Raw genomic sequence first — 21,203 nt, 5'->3', positions numbered from 1 at the left:
AAAAACAGAAACGGCACTGCCATGGCAGTGCCGTTTCGTTTATCAGGAACGCGGGAAGGAACAGGATCAGATGGCGGGGGCGGGCTGTTCCGGCGAAGCCGGTTGGGCGTCGGGGGTGGCGCCTGCCTCCGGTGCCGCCTGTTCCGTCGGCGCAGGCTGCGCCGCAGTATCCGTTTCACTGTTCGGCGCCTTGTCCGTTGCGCTGTCCGCTGCGGGGGCGTCTGCCGTGGCGGCAGCATCGGCAGCGGCGTTGTCCGTGGCCGTGGTGGCGGGGGCTGCCGCAGGTTCGGGGGTGGCGCTGGGCTGCGCGTCTGCTGCTGGCGTATCCGCCGGCGCAGGCGCCGTGCTCTGCGCCTGATCAGGGGCAGCCGGTGCCGCCGCTTCGTCCTGTGCCGGGGTGGCGGGAGCGGCGTCTTCTGCGGCCGGCGCTGTGGCTGCGTCGGCAGGCGCGGCAGGAGCTGGCGTCTTGCCGTAGCGGGCCATGAGGGCGGCGGTACTCAGGAGCTTGCTGTCCTGAACAGCCGCCATCTGGGGCGCCAGCAGCAGATGGGCGGGCTGGGCCAGCAGGCAGGCAAAGGCGACGCAGGCCAGCAGCGCGCCGCAGGGCCAGGCGCGGCGCACGAAGCGGAAGAGCAGCACGGCCATGATGATGCAGAGCACGCCCAGCACCGGCAGACCGGAAAGCGAGAGTACCTGTGCCTGCTGATCAGGCGTCAGCGGCAGAGAGGTCAGCGCCACCAGCCATTCCAGCGAGAAGCCGAAAGCGCAGGCGGACAGCATCAGACCGGCATGCAGGAGCAGCAGTGCCACAATAATATAGAAGAAGCGGCTGCCCAGGGAGGACAGGCGTTCCAGCGAGCGGCCCAGCAGAACCGCCAGCAGGCAGAGCAGGGGGCCGCTGCCGCTGACGCCGGGAGCCAGCAGGCTCAGCAGCGCGGCCAGCAGGATGGCAATCCAGATGAAGGACACACCGCTGTTTTCGCGGCGGCTGGCCAGAATGGCGCGGGGCAGGCCGCGCAGCACGCGCGGCCAGGACACGCCCAGAACCAGCAGCAGCCAGGGGCAGACGCCCAGAAAGCCCACGGCCAGGGGCAGCCACCAGCGATCGGCCAGCGGGAAGGGCCAGGCCAGGATGCGGTCAAAAACGGAGCGGGTATAGCTGCCGTTATCCAGGAACAGGATGAGGGCCAGCAGCCAGACGGCCACCAGCAGCAGCATGATCAGGAAGCCCAGAATGGCGTCCAGTTCCTGCGCACGGCCAAAACGCAGCCGCCAGACAAGCCAGATCAGGCTGGTCAGGGGCGGCAGCAGCAGGTAGACCAGGCCACCGGTGAGACCGGCCAGCGCGGCCAGAATGAAGCCCAGCGGCAGCAGCAGATAGGCGCTTTCCTTCTGGAAGCCGCGGCAGAGACAGGCCAGCGAAAGCAGGGTCAGGCCGGTAGCCAGGGCCTGCGTGCCCATGAAATGGGCCATGAAGGGAAAGACCAGACAGCTCAGCAGAATGAGTCCTGTGGCAAAGGCTGCCATGCGGCCGAAACCGGCGGCGCGGCTCAGGCCCCAGGCGCCGAGCAGGGCCACGGCGCCGCCCAGAACTGCGGTGAGGGGCAGCACCACCAGCGGGGACAGTCCAACGAGGGTCACCAGTTTGTACAGCCCCCACATGAGCCAGAACATGAAGGGCAGCTGGGCGCCTTCGGGGCCGGTGGGGCAGATCCACTGCCCGCTGTCCAGCAGGGCCAGGGCCGTGGAGGCGGCAGGCAGTTCGGCCGGGCAGTAGTTGCCGCCCTGCCAGAACAGGGGCCAGACCTGCACAAGGAGCAGGGCCAGCAGGGCCAGCGGCGCTACCCGTGACAGGCAGTCAAAGCATTTCTGCGCCCTGCCGGCCTGGGCGGGGCGGCCCGCCTGAGGCAGGGGAACATCGGGAATATCCTCGTCTTCGGGAGATACCGGCGCAATGGGCGGCAGCGTGTCGCCGTCATCAGCCTTCTGGGCGGAGGCATCCTTGCCGGCATTGTCCGGTGCGGCAGCGGGCGCGGTGCCGTCCGCCGCTGTGGCCCCGGATGCCCCGTTTTCCGGGGATGGGGCCGGGGTGGCCTCTGTCACGGCAGCCTGTTCGGATCCGGTGCTGCCACCGGACGCGGCGCGCACCTCGGCGTCATCGCGTTTGTCACCGCTGGCCGGCTGTTCGTTCTGATGTTGACTCATGGGCAGACTCCTCTTGTCTTCCATCGTTTGTCGCGGCGCGGGCATCCATGACCAGGTGGCGGGCTTCGCGCGGTGCGAGCGTCAGGGCAAGATGGCCGTCCCCCTGCAGGGACTGGCCGCTAAACACATCCAGCAGACTTCCGCCCTGAACGGGCAGGCGCAGCGCCATGCTGCGCTGACTGCCGGAAAAATTGAGAACCGTCATCCAGTAGCCGCCCTCCGGCAGGGCGGAGCACAGGGTCAGGCAGCCATCTGGACCGTTGCTGACGGAAAGCAGCCTGCCGCGGGCCAGGCCGGCAGCACGGCGGGCCAGCAGCAGGCGCGCGGTCATGAGCAGAAAACTGTCCTGATCGCCAAGCTGCCGGGACAGGGGGCCAAAGGCCAGGTCCGCTGCCGGGGCGCTGCCGTCGCCGGCGCTGTCGTCCCGCAGGGGCACAAGGCCGCGGCTGGCCAGCACGTCTCGCGAGACCTGGCGCGGAATGTCCAGCGCGCCGGTGAGTTCCTGCAGGCTGATGAAGAGCGGTCCAGGCAGGCCGGCCCGGCAGGACAAAAGCGTCAGGGCTGCCTGGCGCAGCTGGGCGCGCTGCTCCGGCGTGGCCGTAGCCGGTGTGTGCAGGCCAAGGGCACGGGCGGCCAGAGAGGCGGGTGTGGACCAGCAGCGGCTTTCGCCTTCCGGCAGGGAACAACGGGCCAGGGCATTGCGGTACAGGGCCTCGCCATGGGGCAGGTCCCGCAGCAGGCGCCAGTCCACCCCCTGCCAGCCGTGCAGGCCGCGGGCCAGACGATGCTGGGGCAGGCCCTCATCCAGGGCGCGCCGCAGGGCCGCGCCCAGCGGGGCGGCATCGCCGGAAAGCAGGGCATATTCCGCCAGCGGGGCCGTGAGCGTGTCGCGGGAAAGATCGATGCCGGTACGCAGCACCGCTCCCAGCAGGGAAGGGGGCAGGGCATCGGCCTGTACGGCCCAGCCGCCATAGCGATGCACTTCGCGGCCGGTTTCGGCCAGTGCCCCGAAGCCGGGCGTCAGGCGCTGGCGCAGCTGGGTCCGGGCATCACCGGGGGTGTCACCGCTGCCCTCTGCGGGGGGAACATCCAGCCCCATGAGCGCTTCCAGGCGCAGACCGGCCAGGGTCTGGCCCTGAAGGCCCGTATGCCGGATGATGGCGGCGGAAAGCAGACGGCGTGCCTGGCCGGAGGGGTCCTGCCAGAGCAGGACGGGGCGCAGGGCATCGTCGGCATAGCGGTAGACCCAGCGCCGTATCTGGCCGTCGGCGCCGCGCACCTCGCCCGTGGCTGCCCAGCCGCCTGGTGTGGCCCAGGGCAGCTGCTGGCGCAGCAGGGCAGGGGGAAGCAGCCCCTTTTGTTGCAGGGATGCCACGGCCTGCGGGCGCAGGGGCAGGCATTCCCATTCGGCAGGGACGGACGGCAGCAGGTTCCAGAGGTTTTGCGGCACGCTGATCATGGCATACAGGCCGTCAAAGCGCGGTGCATGCCGGGCTTGCAGCATGAAGTCCGGTCCCAGGCCCGTGGCGGCGGGGGGCAGCTCGCCGCCCAGCTGCATGTGCAGTCCTTCCAGACGGGCATGCAGGGCGTCCAGTTCCTTTTCGCTGCCCACGTGCTGGTCAAGGTGCAGTGAGGCCACATTATCCGCCGTGCCCGGACGGGGCCGGGCCTGCCAGATATCGCCACGTTCACCGGTGGGGGCCAGATAGATGCCGCCCACGCCCAGCTGGGCCAGCAGCTCGGCAAAGCCCGGCGCGGCCAGAGCCTGAAGCACCGAACCCGGGGCGGCAACGGTATACGGGTCCACTTCCAGCCAGTTGGGCGCGGCATCCAGCAGCAGATTCAGGCCGGGGCTGGCGGCGCTGCCGCTCCAGATGCGCGGTGAACCGGAGACCTGGGCCGCCAGACCGGGAGCGGCACCCAGCATGGATTCCCGTTCCAGCCATTGCAGATAGCCGGGGTCGGCCCGCAGCAGGCGCTTGTCCGCGGCGGGAGCGGCGGCCCGCTGTGACGTGCAGGCGGCGGCAAGGCAGATGAAGAGCACTGCCAGCAGCAGGGCTGCCAGCTGGCGCACGGCATGCCTTCGGCCCGGGAGCAGATGCCTGCTCCGGTGTTTCCGCCGCATGTCTCCGCAGAAGGGCGGCAGCGGAGCGGAAAGGGCAGAAGGAGGACGCATGCCCCTGCTCCTCTACTCGGCACCCTGCGGCTTTTCTTCCGCCTTGGCCTGGTTCCAGAGTTCGTCCTTTTCGTCCAGGGTCATGTCGGGCAGGTCACGGCCCTGCTGGCGGGCCAGTTCTTCCATGCGGGCAAAGCGCTTGAGAAAGCGGGCATTGGCAAAGTCCAGTGCCTCGCTGGCCTTGATGCCCTTGCGGCGCCCCAGTTCGGCAATGCTGAACAGCAGGTCGCCCAGTTCGTGCTTCTGGGCTTCCTGATCCGTGCCGGCAGAGGCATCCAGCCATTCCAGCCATTCGGCTTCCACCTGCTGTTCCACCTCTTCATCCTCATCCCAGGTAAAGCCCACACGGGCCGCCTTGGAATGGATGCGGTAGGCCTTGGTCAGGGGGGGCAGGCTGTCGGGCAGGCTGTCAAACAGGCCCTTGGGCTTGCCGTCCTCCGCCGCATGCTCGGTGCGCTTGATCTGTTCCCAGGTCTTGAGCTGTTCGTCCTGCGTGGCAAAGTGGGCATCCGCAAAGACATGCGGATGGCGGCGGATCATCTTGGCGGCATTGTTGGCCAGGGCGTCATCCAGAGAAAACTTGCCCTGCCGTTCGTACAGGCGGGCAACAAAGATCAGCAGAAAGGCCACGTCGCCCAGTTCTTCGCGCACGTCGTCGTCACTGCCGTAGCGGATGGCACTGACCAGCTCGTGGCTTTCCTCGATGATGTATTCTGTCAGGCTTTGCGGGGTCTGGGTCTTGTCCCACGGGCAGCCGTCGTCGGCGATGAGACGGTCGAGAACGTCCTGCAACTGTTGAAGAGCATTTTTTTCCATGACACGCTATCCTTGCGGGGCACAGGGCCGCCGCGCGACTAGAAGTTGAAGCGGGAAACAAGGTCCGGCGGCAGCCAGGCCCGTATCTGTTCGATAAGTGATGTAAAGTAGGGCAGGGCGCGCGAATGCTGGAGGAAGGGCATGTCGCCCAGCAGCTTCTGCAGGAGCAGCAGCACCACGGAACAGAGCAGCACACCCTTGGCCAGTCCCAGCAGGCCGCCGGAAAGGCGGTCCACCCAGGTGACAAAGCTGAAGGAAAGCACTTTTTGCAGGATGCGCGCCAGAATGCCTACCAGCAGCACCACTCCCACGAAGATGAGTACATAGGAGGCGATGTGCCGCCAGGCCGGCTCGGCAATGAATTGCAGATGCTCCGACAGCAGGGGGTGAAAGCGGTGTGCCGCCCAGAAGCCACCCACCAGCGACAGCAGGCCGGCCACTTCTCCCACAAAGCCGTTCAGAAAGCCGCGGATGCTGAAGAATACCAGCACCAGCACGATGATGACGTCAAAGATATCCTGTCCCATGCTTGCCTCGAAAAAGAAGTGGCAAGAAAGTATCAGAAGCCGGCGACAGATACAATGCCGAAGCCGCTTTGCGGCCCGCGCACTTTTTTCCGGGCTGCCCCGCAGGACGGCATCCCGTGCCATGGGGCGGCACCTGTGGCGGGGTGGCTGTACAGAAAGCGGGCAATGCGGTATGCTGGCGGGCGTGAAAGCGACATCTTCTCTCCGTGACGCCGGCAGAACGGCAGCCTGCACGGGACAGGCCCATGTGGACCCCGGCGACAGCGCGCATATTCATGTGGAGGTCTGCGGGCGGCACTGGCTTTTGCAGCGTGCGGCCAATCTTGAGGAACTGTGGGAGGCCATGACCGAGGACCCCCGCAATTTCGAGGATGAGCGCCTTCCCTACTGGACCGAGCTGTGGCCGTCGAGCATTGTGCTGGCCCAGTGGCTGGAGCAGCGGCGCGGGGAAATCGCCGGTCGTCCCTGTCTGGACATGGGCTGCGGTCTGGGGCTGACAGCCCTGGTGGGGCAGTTTCTGGGAGCGCGTGTGCTGGCCCTGGACTACGAGGCGGAAGCCGTGCGCTTTGCCGCCGGCAATGCCGAGGTCAATGGCGTGCATCCGGCGCCGCTCTGGGCCGTCATGGACTGGCGGCATCCTGCCGTGCGCCGGGGCAGCGTGGCGCGCATCTGGGGCGGCGACATCATGTATGAAAAGCGTTTTGTGGCGCCGCTCATGCGTTTTCTGGAGCATGCCCTGGCGCCGGATGGCGTGGCCTGGGTGGCGGAGCCTGGGCGTACGGTTTACGAGGCCTTTTTGCAGGCCCTGCACGGCGGCGGCTGGGAAGGGCGGCGCGTTTTCGGCGCCACGGTGGCGCCGCTGTATGCCCAGCCCGTTCCCGTTACCGTCCAGGTCTGGGAAATTTCCCGCCGGCGCGTGCTCCGCTGAGACGGCGGGCAGCGTGCCCCGTGCCGCGGGGCGGGCAAGACGCTCACAGATGCTTGGAGGCAGCAATGGGCAAGCTGACGCGCTTTGGTGTTTCGCTGGACGAGGACCTGCTGGAACCCTTTGACGCCCTGTGCCGGCGCAAGGAATACGGCAACCGGTCCGAGGCTATCCGCGACCTTATCCGCAAGGCGCTGGTGGAAGATGAATGGACAAGCCAGGGGGACGCCCCCGTGGCAGGCACGCTCACCCTGGTCTACGATCATCATCGCAACGATCTGGCCCGGCGGCTCATGAATATGCAGCATGATGACCACGACATCATCGTGACCACCATGCATGTGCATCTTGATCATCACAACTGCCTTGAAGTGCTGGTACTCAAGGGCGATTCCGGTCGCGTGCGTACCCTGGCCGACCGCCTGCTTTCCTGCAAGGGGGTCAAGCACGGCACCTTCAGCGGCACCACAACAGGACAGGACTTGGCCTGACATGGAAGACGTACAGAGGCACGCGCCGCAGGTGGCGCTGAGCATAGATACCGTGGGGGTGCGTGGCATCACGCTGCCGCTGCTGGTGCGCGACCGCGCCGAGGGCAGCCGCCAGACCGTGGCCCGTGTGGACATGGGCGTGGATTTGCCCAGCTCCTTCAAGGGAACGCACATGAGCCGCTTTGTGGAAGCGCTGGAACAGTGGAACGAGACCATCAGCTACCAGTCGGTGCGGCGTCTGCTGGCAACCATCAAGGAACGACTGGAGGCACGCCGGGCCTATGTGCACTTCAGTTTTCCCTATTTTGTGCGCAAGAACGCGCCGTCGTCCGGCAGTCCGGGCGTGGTATCCTACGACTGCCGCCTTACCGGCGAGCTGTCCGATGAGGGGCAGGTCTTTGTGCTGGACGTGGCTGTGCCGGTGATGACGGTCTGCCCCTGCTCCAAGGCCATCAGCCGCGAGGGGGCGCACAGCCAGCGGACCATGGTGCACCTTTCCGTCAGGATGCGGCACTTCTGCTGGATCGAGGATTTCATCGAAATAGCCGAGGCGGCCGGCTCCTCTCCGGTGTATACCCTGCTCAAGCGCGAAGACGAAAAATACGTGACCGAGCATGCCTTTGCCCAGCCTACCTTTGTGGAGGACGTGGTGCGCAACGTGGCTCAGAGCCTCATGGATCACGGGCAGATCACCTGGTTCCGCGTGGAGGTGGAGAGCATGGAGTCCATCCACAGCCATAATGCCTTTGCCTGCATCGAACGCACGCTGCCGGAATAGCCTGCCTCCGGGCGCGGCAGCCGTGAAAAAAGGTTTTTGCACTTTTCCCGCTTTTGGGCTATAGACTGAAGATGAGACCGGGGCAGAACGGCTGACGGCCGCTCTGCCCGCAGGTAACGGGAGGCGCGTGCGCCGCGGTCCTTTCTGCTGCTGTGGTTTCCGGCAGCGGGAAGGCCGCCGTTTCACGCCCTGGCCGGGCAGGTTTTTCCGGTACGCATCCCCGCGCAGGAGGCCGGAAACCGGCGCGGCCGTCAGGCGTCTCCCTTCTTTTTTCATGTCATGGTGCTGCCGGAATGTGGTGTGGCGTCAGGCGTCTGCCGGTCCTGCCCGTTTTGGCGCATGCCTCCCTCTGGAGAACGAATGCACAAAATTCTGCTACTGCTGAGCCTTTTTTGCGTGGCCGGGCTGCTGTCCGGCTGCGGTTCGCGGCAAGTGGATGATACCGAATACATGCACGCCCGCTACCGTCAGAATTATATAGAGGCCCTGCATCTGGAAGATGCGGACCGCGAGAACAGGGACGTGAGCGACGGCAGCCAGAACTTTACGGTTTCGCCGGTACGGGGGCGCCAGGTCGTGAGCCGTGCCCAGTCGGCCATTGGTACGCCCTATGTGCCGGGAGGACGCAATCCCGGCGGCTTTGACTGTTCCGGGCTGGTGCAGTGGGCCTATCAGAGCGTGGGCGTCAAACTGCCCCGCACGGCCCGTGAGCAGTCGCTGGTGGGCAAGCGCATCACCAATATCGAAAACATGCGCGCCGGTGACATTGTGGCCTTCCGCCATCCCCGTCGGGGATACCACACAGGCATCTACGTGGGCGACGGCAAATTTGTGCACAGTCCGCGTCGGCGCACACGGGTACGCATCAATTCCCTTTCCGATCCCTACTATCATGAGACCTTTCTGGGGGCGCGTCGTCTGCCGGGCAATGCTGCCGGCATGGACCTAGTGGCCCAGGTGGAAGACCGCATGAAGCAGTATTCCGGCGAGCGCACGGCACGAGAAGCCAAGAAGGCCCGTACCCGGGTCAGCAAGGAAAAATCCCGCCCGGAAACCCGCAAGTCCAAGGCGCGTTCCCGGGCCACCAAGGATACAGGGCGCTCGCGAGTCGGCAAGGACAAATCCCGCGCTGGGGTCAGCAAGGCCAAGGCCCGCCCGGAAACACGAAAGGCCCGGGCAGGCTCCCGGGCCGGCAAGGCCAAGGCCCGAACACAGGCCAGCAAATCGAAAGCCCGAACACAGGCAAGCAAGTCCACAGCCAGGGCAAAGGCCGGCAAGGCCAAGGCCCCACAGGCGGCCGCATCCAAGGCGCGCTCCGGCAGCAAAAAACAGGCAGGTTCTTCTCGCAACTCCTCCAAAAAACGGAAAGACAAGTAAGATTTTCGGGCTGGCTGCGTAGCGCGCCGCCCCTGGTTTTTCCGCCTTTTTATGTCATTGCCGGACGCCCTGCTGGGCGTTTTTTTGTACTCTGAACCTGTGAGGTGTGTATGCTGCCGATCCTTTCTCCCGCCGAGGCGTACCAGCGTTTTCAGAACGGAGAAGTCCGCCTTGTGGACATTCGCGAGGTTGAGGAACTGGAAGCGCTCTCTGTGCCCGGTGCTCAGGTGCTTCCCCTGTCGCTGCTCCGTTACGTGCAGGCCGATCCCGGCGGGGAGCAGGATAAACCGGTTGTTTTCATGTGCAATTCCGGCAGGCGCACCAGCGACAACAGCGATCTGCTGGAACGTGTGGCCGGAGGACCGGCCTGGCAGGTGTCCGGCGGGGTCGCCGGCTGGGTGGAAGCCGGCCTGCCTGTCCGGCGGGGCAAGGGTAAAAGGCGTCTGCCCATGGCCCGCCAGATTCAGATCGGCGCCGGATCGCTGGTGCTGCTGGGTCTGCTGGGCTCGCTGGTGGTTCCGGCCTTTGCGCTGCTGAGCGCTTTTGTGGGGGCCGGTCTCATCTTTGCCGGGGTGACCGGTTTTTGCGGCATGGCGCTGCTGCTGCAGAAAATGCCCTGGAACAGGGACTAGCATGTGCTGTGGAAATGGCGGGCGCGGCGGTGTCCGCCTGCGTACCGCCGCCGTGAGGGAGGGGAGGCATGCCCGCTGAAGAAAGCCTGCCGGTTGCGCAAAAAGGGGAGCAGCCTGTTCTGCCTGTGCGCGGGCGTCTTGCCCCCAGCCCCACGGGGCAGATACACCTGGGCAATGCCTGGGCCTTTCTGCTGGCCTGGTGGGCGGCCCGGTCCGCCGGTGGCAAGGTGGTGCTGCGTCTGGAGGATATTGATCCGCAGCGGGCAAGGCCAGCGTTTTCCCGTCAGCTGCTGGAGGACCTGCTCTGGCTGGGGCTGGACTGGGATGAAGGGCCGCGCCTGGCCCCTGACGGCAGCCTGCATGACGATGGCCCGCATGCTCCGTATGAGCAGAGCCGCTGCGGCGCGCTGTATGCCGCGGCGTTGCAGCGGCTGGAGGCCGGAGGCCGTGTGTATCCCTGCTTCTGCACGCGCAAGGAGCTGCGCGCCCTGGCTGGCGCCCCGCATGTGGATGACAGGGGCGCCCCGTATCCCGGCACCTGCCGGCATCTGAGTGACGCACAGCGGGCGGCCCTGCTGGCACAGGGTCGCCGGGCCTGCCTGCGCTTTCGGGGAAACGGGGAGGCCATTGTCTTTCAGGATATCTTGCAGGGCCGGCAGTGCGCTCGCCTGGAAGACTGCGGCGGGGATTTTGCCTTGCAGCGTTCCGACGGAGTGGTGGCCTACCAGCTGGCCGTGGCGGTGGATGATGGCCGCATGGGCATTACCCAGGTGGTGCGCGGGCGGGATATTTTGCCCTCCACGCCGCGCCAGATTGCCCTTTTGCGTTTTTTGGGCTATCAAAACCCTGTATACGCGCATATTCCGCTGCTGTGCGACAGTGAAGGACAACGGCTGGCCAAGCGCCATCGCAGTCTGTCGGTGCAGGCATTGCGCGCGGAAGGGGTGCCGGCTGCCCGCTGTGTGGGGCTGCTGGCCTGGCTGGCCGGCTGTAATCCCGACGGCCGCGACATGACGCCGGCGGAAGGTCTGGCACATTTTTGTCTGGCAGCCTTGCCGCGCCATGATCTGCTGCTGGATGGCGACATGCTGGACTGGCTGCGGCACGGGAAAGCCCGCCATGGAGCGGCGGGCGTGCGGTGCTGAAATATGCGCCGTTGCGGGTTTCATGCGTTCATGCGGTTACTTCTCTGCCTGTGGAGGAATATATGACGTTGGATCAGGAGTTTCTGGATACGGTGTTCCCTGCCGAGCGGACCGATGCCTTTTTTGACGCCCTGTTTGGCGGTGCGGAAGAGGGCGCCTACGACATTCGGCTGGTATGCCGCAAGGTGGAGGACAATAAGGCGGAGCTGGCCTTTGAGCTGCATCAGCGCCCCGGCAAGTGTCTGGCCTGCAACCTCACCTATGGTCTGCCCCAGGTCTTCCAGCGGCATCCCGTGCTGGATGTGCCCGGCACAGTGAAGGCTGTGGCCGCCAGGCTGGGCTGGCCGGAAAACAGTCCCTGGAAGCTGGGATCGACGCAGGAATACAGCCGGGAGCTGCACTGCATCCCGCTGTTCATACAGCGGGGCTGAGCCGCGGGCATGATTTCAGCAGGGCTTGTCACATCGCGGACAGGCCCTTTTTGTTAGGTATCTGTCCAGGAAGGGGACATGCCGTCATGACCGGAGCCGCAGAGACGCGGTGAGGCATGTCCTGTCATTTCATCCACAGGCCTGCGGGGGGTTCCGTGCCACTGCCACCAACACGCTTTGAAAATAATGCCTTTCTGGGGCTGCTGTTTGTCACCTCCCTGGCGTTCCTGTGGATGCTGCGCCCGTTTTTTGACGATATTTTCTGGAGTGTAGTCATTGCACTGCTGTTCACCCCGTTTTACCGGAGGGTGCAGCGCTGGGGGCTGGGAAGCACCACGGCAGCCCTGCTCACCATCCTGCTCAGTCTGGCCCTGATCATTCTGCCGGCAGCCTATCTGTTCTATACCTGCGCCTCGGAGCTGAGCCAGCTGTATCAGCGCCTGTCCGGCAATCAGCAGGAACTGCTGGACAGGCTGGACCGCCTGCGGCAGGCCCTGCCCGGGGTGGTGACCTGGCTGGATCAGTTCGGCTACGGTCCGGAAAAGCTCAAAAGCATGATTTCCGGGGCAGCGGTGAATATCAGCGGTTTTCTGGCCCGGCAGACCGTAAGCATCGGCGGCGGTACGGTAAACTGGTTCATTGATCTGGCCATCGTGCTGTATCTGGGCTTTTTTCTCGTGCGGGATGGGGAGCGTATCCGCACGCTGCTCATCCGTGCTCTGCCTTTCGGCGACCATCGCGAGGAAATGCTCTTTGCCCGCTTTGCCCAGATGCTGCGGGCCACCGTACGCGGAACGCTGCTGGTGGCCATTGCCCAGGGCACGCTGGGCGGCATCATCTTTGCGCTGCTGGATATTCGCGGTCCGGTGCTCTGGGGCGTCATCATGACGCTGCTTTCCCTCATTCCCGTGGTGGGGGCCGCCGTGATCTGGCTGCCTGTGGCCGGCTACCTGCTGGCCACGGGAGAATACGCATCCGGGGCCATTCTCATGGCCTACGGTGTCTGCGTCATCGGTCTGGCAGACAATGTGCTGCGGCCCGTTCTGGTGGGCCGCGACACCAAGCTGCCCGACTTCATGGTGCTGCTGTCTACCCTGGGCGGTTTTGCACTGTTCGGCCTGGACGGCTTTATCACCGGTCCGGTGCTGGCCGTGCTTTTTGTGACCATCTGGCAGATATTTATGGATGAATTCACCGGCCGTCCTCCCCTGGTGACAGAGCCTTCCGCCGACGGCACCAACGCGGACGGCGGCGTGGGGAGCCTGCACTCCTGACGCGGCCGGCAGGGCCGCAGAGGTATATTTCCCGGCCCTGCCGCGAAATGCGGGGAGCTGCTGCTCATACAGGCAGCGCGGTAAACCGGACGTCTGTCCGCAGATGAGCAACGGAGGTGGCATGGCGGCTGCGCGTGACCATTTTTCATCCCGTCTCGGCGTGTTGGCCGCGACGCTTGGCTCTGCCGTGGGGCTGGGCAATATCTGGAAATTTCCGGCCCTGGTGGGGCAGAACGGTGGCGCTTCCTTTCTGGCGCTGTATGTGCTGGCCACATTGTGCGTGGGCCTGCCGGTCATGATTGCCGAACTGAGCATCGGCCGGGCGGGACGGAGAAATGTGGTGGAGGTTTTTCGGGTGCTGGCGCCCCGCAGCGCCTGGTGGCTTGTGGGGCTGGGCGCAGTGGTGAGCTGCGTGGTTATCCTGGGCTACTATGCCGATGTGGCAGGCTGGGTATTTGCCTATGTGGTCAGGTCGGCTTCCGGCAGCGTGGCCACCACGGACCCGGCCGTGGCGCAGGCCAGCTTTGACGCGCTGGTGAGCAGTCCGCTGGAATCGCTGGGCTGGCAATGGCTGGTACTGCTGCTCGCGGGAACCGTAATCATGCGCGGCGCTTCCGGGGGCATTGAAAAGGTGACGCGGGTGCTCATGCCGCTGCTTTTTCTGCTGCTGGTGGGCATATGCGTGCGCAGTCTGCTGTTGCCCGGCGCCGTGGAGGGGCTGCGCTTTCTTTTCATGCCCCAGTGGGACCGCATTACCGGCGACGTGGTGCTGCTGGCCATGGGCCTGGCCTTTTTCAAGATGTCTGTGGGCATGGGCTGCATGCTCATCTACGGCAGTTACTTCCGGGACGACGTGCACATTCCCCTGATGGCCACGCGCGTCATGATCTGCGATCTGCTGGTGTCGCTGCTGGCAGGCATAGCCATTTTTCCGGCCGTGTTCAGCTTTGGCTTTGAAGTCAGCCAGGGGCCGGCCCTGCTGTTCATGACCATACCGGCGGTCTTTGCCGCCATTCCCGGGGGCAGCATCTTTGCCACGCTGTTCTTTGTGCTGTCGGCCATTGCTGCCACGGGGGCCATTCTCTCCCTGCTGGAGGTGACGGTCTCCTGCCTGGCCGAACGCTTCTGCCTGTCGCGAAAGCGGGCCGTACCGCTGGTACTGCTGGGGCTGGCTGTGGTGGGCCTGCCGGCCACCCTGTCATTCAGCAGCCTGAAGGGGGTGGAGGTACTGGGGTACAGTTTTTTTGCGCTGTATGATGTCATGTCCTCGGCCTTTCTCATGCCGGTATGCGCCATTGCCACCAGTCTCTTTGTGGGCTACGCCTGGGGGCGTGAAAAGGCCCTGGCCGCCATGGGCAACGGTGCCTCAGCCCTGGCCGTATGGTGGCTGTGCCGTACCCTGACGCCGGTGCTGATCGCCGTGGTGCTGCTGCACGGCCTGGGCATGCTGTAGCAGGCGTGACCGCGCGTACGCCGCTGCCTGCGGTGCGGAACAGAAAAACCCGCAGGATCTGCGCTTTCTGCTTGACAGTCAGCCTTCTTTCTGCGACAAAAAACATCGCGCCAGCTTAGCTCAGTTGGTAGAGCAGCTGATTCGTAATCAGCAGGTCAAGAGTTCAAGTCTCTTAGCTGGCTCCATAAATTTCAGGGGGTTAGATGAAAATCTAGCCCCCTTTTTCTGCACCAGACTGCACCAAATCGAAGCCCTGCACCATGAGCGTGATGCAGGGCTATTTTTTTGCCGGGTGTAACGCGTCAGATACATTTGTGTACAGTGTCACATAGTTTTGGCATGAGAAAATGGGAGACCCTGCCATATCGGATATGGAAAACGTGCCGCAGCAGCATTGCCGGGTACGTTTTTCCTGGTCTCTTAGCCTTCAATGAGCCATCCGGTGCAGTCGCCAAAGCGGAAGGCTTCCACGGCGTCCACCCCCAGCTCGCCAGGGTAAAGAGGGCGCTGTCTGCCGGAGAGGCCAGCTCTTTTTTCACCACTGCTTCGGGCTCCGCCCCCTGATCCAGCTTGGACGCCTAGGTCAATCTTGCCAGTACCGTAGCCGGATAGCCACCGGGCGGCGCCAGCTTGTCAAAGATGATGATTGCCCCGCCGGGTCGCTGCTGCCGCAGACGGGTCAGCAACTTTCGTCGGGGCGGGGACAGCCTGGAACATCAGTGCCAGAAAGGCCACCGCCACACATCGAAGGGGTTGTCGTTAAACCGGATTCTGTCGGCCCGCAGCACCCGGCCTGGTGCGTTGTACGCCTCTACCATATCAGGGCATTCATCCCGTGCCATCAGCCGCGCATAGCGCGTTTCAAGCGTAGGTGCTACACCCCGGGGTAGCCGTGGACGCCTCCAGATCATAGACCTTGAGTCCCTTCAAAATGTGCTGCCTGGCGCCCCATAGCCGCACTGGCCAGCTCATACCAGGGGAGCTGTTCTCTGACATGTCCGTCGAACACTTTGGCGAATCCGTAAAAAGTCCAGTCGGAATCGTGAATCATACATCCTCCAGAGACAACCCAAGGCGCTTGGAAAATGCATCCAAGGCCAGTCTGGCAAGCCTCATGCTTTTTCCATCCGGGTAAGGCTGGTTGCATTCAAAGCACAGACGTTCAGCCAGATCTCGCGGATGCAGGAGGGATTGTGCGTGGAGTTGTGTCAACGAGCAGAATCTGATATATATGAGAGCGTAACATAGTAAAAACAATTTAACAAACGATATGAAAAAAGCTTATAGTAAGGTGGTTATGTGCAAGAAATCTATCAAAGTTGGATTTTCTGATTTTTGGGCTGGATTTTCTGAAGAAGATAATATTTTTACTCGCATTTTAAGTGATAGATATGATGTTGTTGTTGATAATGGTAGCCCGGATTACTTGTTTTGTTCTACTTTTTCGAAAAAACACTTGTTATATGATTGTGTGAAAGTATTTTATACAGGAGAAAATATCACGCCAGATTTTAATTTATTTGATTATGCTATAGGTTTTGATTATATTAATTTTGATGATAGATACTATCGTTTGCCGCTATACAGGCTGTACCAAGTTGAAGAAGATGGGAGGCAAAAAGAAAAAGAATTCTGGAATAAAGAAATATTGCAGAAGAAAAAATTTTGTAATTTTTTATACTCAAATAACAGCACAGCAAATGCGTTCAGAATTCAGTTATTAGAAGCGCTTGATAGCTATAAGCATGTTGCGTGTGGAGGCAAGATACGCAATAATATTGGAGGGCGCGTAAAAAATAAGGATACGTGGCTGCGGCAATTCAAATTTTCCATTGCCTGTGAAAATTCCTCAAAGCCAGGTTATGTCACAGAAAAAATTTTTGAAGCATTACGTGCTAACAGTATTCCAATTTATTGGGGAGATCCTCTTGTAGGGCGCGAGTTTAATCCTAAGCGGTTCATCAATTGCCATGCGTATGAAAGTCTTGATGGCGTGGTGGCAGAAGTTCGACGGCTTGATAACGACCCAGAAGCATATTTATCCATGCTGAGGGAACCGTGGTTCACAGGTGGCACTCCGTCGCTACCAGAGCATGACATATCACTTAAGAAATTTTTATACCATATCGTTGAACAGGGGACTGAAGCCTCGCGCAGGACAATACGTGATGGCTTTGTGCGACATTACATTGCTCAGCAGGCTAGGTTGTCAGAGTCGCGGTGGGGCCCCCTTTCTCGCCTTTGGCGGGGCTGGAAGCAAGGAATCCATTCCACATTGGGTAAGAGGGACAAATAATCTCCTGTCATTTTGCTAATTACAGATGCCGCCAACGTTCACGGAACATGCGCCAGCGGTATCGAGCAGCCGGGCGCCCTTTGCGCAGCGCCTCCAGTGGTAGCATACACAACGGATATAGAACATTTGCGCAGCGGAACCAGAGCGGGAAGGCATGTTTTTTGAGTAAAAACATACGCCCGGCCGCGTAGGCGGTGATTTTGGCCTCCGAAGGTAAATGCGTGTCGGGTGAGGGGTGGAAGACGCGGATGGACGGGCAGCGCCACACCGGGGCGCGCTTGTGCACTTCCAACAGATAATCCGTATCTTCGCCGCAGCCGTAGGGTAGCCCCGTCCCGGGGCCGAGGCGAGGATCGAAGCGTATTCCTTTGACGGCTTCGGCCCTGAAGAACTGCACGCAGGTTCCTCCTTGTGAGAACATGGCAGTAGCAGAAAGAAGCTGTTCCCTCCCGTTGGGTTTGGGAAGATTTGGGAAGGGGGTCCAGAAGCCTAAGATGCCTCCGGCATCGGGATGCCGCCGAAACGCTTCTACTGCTTGGGCCAGGGTATCCGGCGCATACCAGCAGTCATCATCAGGGAAGGCGAGAAACGTGCCGCGTGCAAGGGAAATGATGGCATTGCGCGCTTGCGAGACTCCCTTGTTGGGAACCCTGACTGCCTGGATGGGCAAATCGGAAAATTCCGTATAGATGTCCTGCAACAGGGCAGGGGGGTTCTGGTCGGCAATGAGGATTTCCATATCGCGCAGAGTTTGTCCGCGCAGGGACCGCAACAGACGTTCCAGCTCGGCATGTCTCCTGACCGTCGCTATGAGCAGCGAAAATAAGGGGGTAGAAGTCATTGGTTGCCTGCAGTGTCTGGAGATGGGCGCGAACTGCCGGCAAGATACGGACGCAATTCCTCAATGACTTCGGGGCGTCTCATTTTTATTGCCAGCTTTCGCAGAGGTTGCAGATAGTTTTCCGTGTAGAGCGGATCTGTCAGTATAGCCCGCAGCAGCATCTTTACGGCCTGTGGCAGATGTCCCGGCAGCTTGGCCAGCAGCACAGCAGTATGGAACAGGAAGGCGGAACGGGCACGGCGTCGTACCCACTCCGGCACGGAGGGATCCTCAAGGTAGCGGGCAAGGAAGGTTTTTTCATCTTTGAGAAATGCCTCGACGTTGCCGACGGCGCTTCCGGCTCGTTGTCGGTAGTAATGCACGATATGGGGAACGTGCTGTGTTGTGCAGCGTTGTAAAAGGCGGATGAGCCAATCCCTGTCTTCGCAGATCCGCAGCCGGGTATCAAAAGGAATACCATTGGCCTTTTCCGCTCTAAAAAGAAGTGCGCCGAACTGCAAAAAGTTGGTAATCAGAAGATTTTGCCAGAAAATTTTTGTCTGCTTCCAGTCATGTAGCGGGCTGGGACGGGCAATGCCGCTGCCGTCGGCAAAGCGCATGAAGTTGCCCCAGACAAAGGCCGGCGGATCTTCTTGCAATAAGGGGGCAGACAGACGTTCAAGCGCCTGCGGATGCCAGATGTCATCTCCGTCAAGAAAGGCGACATATTCCCCGCACGCTTCGTGCAGCCCTCGGTTGCGCGCGGCAGATACGCCGGCATTTTCCTGCCGTACAAGGCGAAAACGGCGATCGTTTGCAGGCAGGCAGGCGTCAGGGGCGTCCGTAGAGCCATCATCAACAATGATGCACTCCCAGTCGTGTAGCGTTTGCGCCTGGACGCTGCGCAACGTGTCAGGCAGCCAAGGGGCGACGTTATAGGCGGGAATGATGATGGAGATGCGGGGCATGTTCTTCACTCCGCAGGATTTGTGGAGGAGCGCCTCTTCATCGTCGCAAGCAGGAAAAAGCCTCTGAACATGCCGGCTAGAAACAGACACTCGCCCCCGAGCGCTATGACAGCGTTCTGCCAGGCATATGTCCGGTTGCAAAGTCGGTACAATGTCCTCCCCAATGTACGAAGAAGGCGATAGGGAACCTTGCAGCACAGACGGAGAAACTGCCGCCAGCCCTGCCAGTTGTAAATGACCGGTGTAGATTTTCCGTAGCGGTAGGCAATGCGCAGTAAATTGCTCACCGTATAGCGCGACGGTCTGGCAAGGTGAGCAACCACCGCATCGGGCGCGTAGCGGATACGCCCACCCATTTGGCGAATGCGTACCTGCAGTTCGGTTTCTTCGCCATAGGGAACCACGGTACCCCGTACGCCGAAGCGCGGATCAAACCCCCCGGCCAGCCGAATGCTCTGACAGGAAAACGCCATATTCGTGCCGTAGGCAAAATCCTTCGGATAAAGGTGGCCACTGGCATCAGCGTGCGGCGAATAGGATTCATATTCATCCAGAAACCAGGACGGCAGTGGGAAAAGCTTCCAGGGAACGACCTTTCCGGCAATGACGTCACATGGGGGAGGAGATGCGATAGCACGCAAAATGGATTCCACATAGCGGGGGAAAGGCTTGGCGTCGTCGTCCAGATAGACAATCCAAGGAGTAGTGCACTGGTGCCAGGCAGTATTTCGTGCGTGGCTGAGTCCAGCTTTTTTTTCAACAACATACGAAAAATGCGGAAAGCGATCTGCCATCATGGCCATGCGCTGTCGGGTATCATCTGTTGAATTGTTGTCCACAATGAGAACCAGAAATTCTTCAGCAGGGATAGATTGCTCTAGAAGCGCTTCACAAACCTGCTGGAGTATCTCGCCGCGATTCCATGTGGGGATGGCGACGGTGAGCATGGGGGTGGAAACGTCTGCCATATGTATACCTCTTATTTTCCTACAATACAGGGGAGACAGAAACAAACTCCTTTACACGAGTCTAGGTAAATAATTCTTTGAGCATATGTTTTATGTATTTTGCGAAAAAAAAGGAGTATAACACACAAGGATTTTTTTTTCGTGAGAAAGTATATTGGTGATATATTTTTATGTTTTTAAGCATATTGGGGGAGTGGGTTATGCAGTATTCGCTATAGTTTTGCAGAATATGTGCTAAATAGATAGGAAAATCGAGAATAGCTGCGCATTGCTTGTAGAGACGATCAAACCATTCAAAAACAGCCGTAACACCGAAACGATGGATAATATCGCGAAAGTCGCCTGTTCCTACTCCTGTATGAATGGCAATTTCAGATGCTGTGCACGATAAGCCTAGCAAGGGTATAAGATATTTTTCAACAACGAGCTGGTGCCAATAGGAATTTGAAGGACGATTAAATACTCGATAGTTCAGTAAAATATCTGGTAAAACAAATCCTTGTAGCTTTTGCCGTAAAAAAGCCTCAATCCAAAAAGCAAAATCTTCAGCTCGCTTTAAGGAAGAATCGTATTGCAAATCGGCTTTACGTACGTCAGAAAGACGCATCATAACTGTCGGATTATATAATGCTGGTGAAAAAATCGTCATTGCAGCGATTGCAGGCGAGTTAGTCTGTGAACTTATCCCTTTTGCGCCATGGAATCGGCGAACTCTCCCACCACATATGGAAATTTTGGGGTGTGTATCAAGAAATTGTATTTGTTTTGCAAATCTGTCTGGGCAAGCTATATCATCAGAATCCATCCAGGCAAAATATTCACTATCTGCTGCATTGAGAGCGGTATTACGGGCAACAGGGCGACCAAGATTTTGATGATGTCTGATGTATTCTATACGTTTGTCTGCATAGCTTGAAATAATTTTTGAGCTTTTATCTGTACTTCCATCATCAACGATTAGAAGCTTAAAATCACAAAATGACTGAGATAAAATCGAATCAATTGCCGCTTTGACATACGGTTCGTCGTTGTAAACCGGCATGCCTACCGTGAGTTTAGTCATGGATTTACCTTGTGTCGTTTTAGTTTTCGAAAGATTAGCAGCAAGATTCGGCCACATGGGTTGTTGGAAAGGAATATTTTGAGATCGTTTTTTTTCATTTCCCACATATTTTCTATTCCATAGTAGATATAGTGAGAAATGGAGTGTTTTCGTATAATTTTTAGGTTTTCACAGTAAAGTTTTTTAAAATTGTTAGGATTGCTAGATATGCCACCAATATACATATCAGTTACAAACTGATTTATTTTTGTAATTTGTGATTCTGATGATATTGATTTTAGAAAAAAATCGTAATCACCTGCAATATTAAATTGGGGATCAAATTTTATTTTTTGCAAAATATCTCGCCTGTGAAAAAGCCCAGAATGAGGAAATGACATGCCATAATATCGTCTTGCAAATGCCGTTGAAATATCAACATTAAGCGCAGTAACAATCTCATTTTGAGTGTTCATCATGCAAACATTTCCAGAAGCAAACACAACATCATTTTTGACTAAGGAAAGGTAATCTTTACACTGAGAAAGTGTTTCGTGTGTATGTAGCTTGTCGTCGGCACCTAAAAAAAGAATCCATTCACCCAATTGAGGCGACCAATGCGAAATGGCCTTGTTCCAGGCATCGTAAATACCATTGTCTCTACTGCTGTCAGCCAGAATTTCTGGTAGCCGATCGCTATACCGCGTCACAATCTCCATGGTAGCATCGGACGACGCACCGTCCTGCACTATCCAGTTGAAGTCTCGGCAGGTCTGCGAAGCCAGCGAATCCAGTAGTCTTGGTAGTGTAGCAGAAGCATTAAAGGTGGCAGTGATGATCGTAAAAAAGGGCGTCTGTGGTATGGTAATCATTTTTACT

The 21,203-nt window shown here is 59.8% G+C and carries 20 protein-coding genes and 1 tRNA gene; 11 read left to right on the top strand and 10 right to left on the bottom strand.

Going from position 1 to position 21,203, the window contains the following annotated elements; all coding sequences use genetic code 11:
- Window positions 1–66 precede the first annotated feature (66 nt).
- The 4 genes from Q0J57_RS00330 to Q0J57_RS00315 form a co-directional block, all read right to left on the bottom strand.
- Window positions 67–2,205, bottom strand: coding sequence for a hypothetical protein (locus tag Q0J57_RS00330; RefSeq protein ID WP_297215523.1), 2,139 nt, complete (start codon window positions 2,203–2,205; stop codon window positions 67–69).
- A complete protein-coding gene (locus Q0J57_RS00325; protein ID WP_297215518.1) occupies window positions 2,168–4,279 on the bottom strand; it encodes a hypothetical protein in 2,112 nt (703 codons plus the stop codon). The genes Q0J57_RS00330 and Q0J57_RS00325 overlap by 38 nt, the downstream gene beginning before the upstream one ends.
- Before the next feature lie 114 nt (window positions 4,280–4,393).
- Window positions 4,394–5,197 carry a nucleoside triphosphate pyrophosphohydrolase gene (gene mazG / locus Q0J57_RS00320; protein ID WP_297215514.1) on the bottom strand — a complete coding sequence of 268 codons (804 nt, stop codon included), beginning with the start codon at window positions 5,195–5,197 and terminating at the stop codon, window positions 4,394–4,396.
- Between the two features lie 38 nt (window positions 5,198–5,235).
- Window positions 5,236–5,724 (bottom strand): CvpA family protein, encoded by a 489-nt coding sequence (locus Q0J57_RS00315; RefSeq protein WP_297215511.1) that lies wholly within the window; start codon window positions 5,722–5,724, stop codon window positions 5,236–5,238.
- A 277-nt stretch (window positions 5,725–6,001) separates the two neighbouring features.
- On the opposite strand from Q0J57_RS00315, the gene Q0J57_RS00310 reads away from it, so the two are divergent.
- From Q0J57_RS00310 to Q0J57_RS00265, 10 genes are all read left to right on the top strand, one after another.
- A complete protein-coding gene (locus Q0J57_RS00310) occupies window positions 6,002–6,652 on the top strand; it encodes a 50S ribosomal protein L11 methyltransferase (RefSeq protein ID WP_297216771.1) in 651 nt (216 codons plus the stop codon).
- Between the two features lie 65 nt (window positions 6,653–6,717).
- The gene (gene nikR, locus Q0J57_RS00305) at window positions 6,718–7,140 is read left to right on the top strand and encodes a nickel-responsive transcriptional regulator NikR (RefSeq protein WP_297215505.1); all 423 of its coding nucleotides are present in this window, start codon (window positions 6,718–6,720) and stop codon (window positions 7,138–7,140) included.
- A gap of 1 nt (window position 7,141) precedes the next feature.
- A complete protein-coding gene (gene folE2 / locus Q0J57_RS00300) occupies window positions 7,142–7,918 on the top strand; it encodes a GTP cyclohydrolase FolE2 (RefSeq protein WP_297215502.1) in 777 nt (258 codons plus the stop codon).
- 360 nt (window positions 7,919–8,278) lie between these two features.
- A complete protein-coding gene (locus Q0J57_RS00295) occupies window positions 8,279–9,295 on the top strand; it encodes an NlpC/P60 family protein (protein ID WP_297215499.1) in 1,017 nt (338 codons plus the stop codon).
- Between the two features lie 110 nt (window positions 9,296–9,405).
- A complete protein-coding gene (locus tag Q0J57_RS00290) occupies window positions 9,406–9,927 on the top strand; it encodes a rhodanese family protein (RefSeq protein ID WP_297215496.1) in 522 nt (173 codons plus the stop codon).
- A 68-nt stretch (window positions 9,928–9,995) separates the two neighbouring features.
- Window positions 9,996–11,072 carry a tRNA glutamyl-Q(34) synthetase GluQRS gene (gene gluQRS, locus Q0J57_RS00285; RefSeq protein WP_297215493.1) on the top strand — a complete coding sequence of 359 codons (1,077 nt, stop codon included), beginning with the start codon at window positions 9,996–9,998 and terminating at the stop codon, window positions 11,070–11,072.
- Window positions 11,073–11,134: 62 nt separating this feature from the next.
- On the top strand, window positions 11,135–11,503 hold the full coding sequence (locus tag Q0J57_RS00280) for a hypothetical protein (RefSeq protein WP_297215490.1): 369 nt from the start codon (window positions 11,135–11,137) through the stop codon (window positions 11,501–11,503).
- Window positions 11,504–11,658: 155 nt separating this feature from the next.
- Window positions 11,659–12,777, top strand: a complete 1,119-nt coding sequence (locus tag Q0J57_RS00275; RefSeq protein ID WP_297215486.1) for an AI-2E family transporter — start codon at window positions 11,659–11,661, stop codon at window positions 12,775–12,777.
- 121 nt (window positions 12,778–12,898) lie between these two features.
- Window positions 12,899–14,230, top strand: a complete 1,332-nt coding sequence (locus tag Q0J57_RS00270) for a sodium-dependent transporter (protein WP_297215484.1) — start codon at window positions 12,899–12,901, stop codon at window positions 14,228–14,230.
- A gap of 109 nt (window positions 14,231–14,339) precedes the next feature.
- Window positions 14,340–14,415, top strand: a tRNA-Thr gene (locus Q0J57_RS00265).
- Window positions 14,416–15,137: 722 nt separating this feature from the next.
- Here Q0J57_RS00265 and Q0J57_RS00260 read toward each other — a convergent pair.
- Window positions 15,138–15,281 carry a hypothetical protein gene (locus tag Q0J57_RS00260; RefSeq protein WP_297215481.1) on the bottom strand — a complete coding sequence of 48 codons (144 nt, stop codon included), beginning with the start codon at window positions 15,279–15,281 and terminating at the stop codon, window positions 15,138–15,140.
- A 219-nt stretch (window positions 15,282–15,500) separates the two neighbouring features.
- Here Q0J57_RS00260 and Q0J57_RS00255 point away from each other — a divergent pair, with 219 nt between their 5' ends.
- A complete protein-coding gene (locus Q0J57_RS00255) occupies window positions 15,501–16,526 on the top strand; it encodes a glycosyltransferase family 10 (RefSeq protein ID WP_297215478.1) in 1,026 nt (341 codons plus the stop codon).
- Window positions 16,527–16,545: 19 nt separating this feature from the next.
- Here the strand turns inward: Q0J57_RS00255 and Q0J57_RS00250 are convergent, their stop codons facing one another.
- The 5 genes from Q0J57_RS00250 to Q0J57_RS00230 all read right to left on the bottom strand — a co-directional run bounded on the left by Q0J57_RS00250 (window position 16,546) and on the right by Q0J57_RS00230 (window position 21,196).
- Window positions 16,546–17,367: a glycosyltransferase family 2 protein gene (locus tag Q0J57_RS00250; protein WP_297215476.1), complete on the bottom strand. Its 822-nt coding sequence runs from the start codon at window positions 17,365–17,367 to the stop codon at window positions 16,546–16,548.
- A complete protein-coding gene (locus tag Q0J57_RS00245) occupies window positions 17,364–18,314 on the bottom strand; it encodes a glycosyltransferase family 2 protein (RefSeq protein ID WP_297215473.1) in 951 nt (316 codons plus the stop codon). The genes Q0J57_RS00250 and Q0J57_RS00245 overlap by 4 nt, the downstream gene beginning before the upstream one ends.
- Before the next feature lie 5 nt (window positions 18,315–18,319).
- The gene (locus Q0J57_RS00240) at window positions 18,320–19,282 is read right to left on the bottom strand and encodes a glycosyltransferase (RefSeq protein WP_297215470.1); all 963 of its coding nucleotides are present in this window, start codon (window positions 19,280–19,282) and stop codon (window positions 18,320–18,322) included.
- A 61-nt stretch (window positions 19,283–19,343) separates the two neighbouring features.
- On the bottom strand, window positions 19,344–20,345 hold the full coding sequence (locus Q0J57_RS00235; RefSeq protein ID WP_297215467.1) for a glycosyltransferase family 2 protein: 1,002 nt from the start codon (window positions 20,343–20,345) through the stop codon (window positions 19,344–19,346).
- Entirely contained in the window at window positions 20,342–21,196 is an 855-nt protein-coding gene (locus Q0J57_RS00230; protein ID WP_297215465.1) for a glycosyltransferase family 2 protein, read from the bottom strand. Before Q0J57_RS00230 ends, Q0J57_RS00235 begins: the two co-directional genes overlap by 4 nt.
- Window positions 21,197–21,203 lie beyond the last annotated feature (7 nt).

Source organism: uncultured Desulfovibrio sp. (genome assembly GCF_944324505.1).
Classification (GTDB): domain Bacteria; phylum Desulfobacterota; class Desulfovibrionia; order Desulfovibrionales; family Desulfovibrionaceae; genus Desulfovibrio.
The sequence above is the reverse complement of the archived record's forward strand: the minus strand, read 5'-3'. Positions and strand labels throughout refer to the sequence as shown.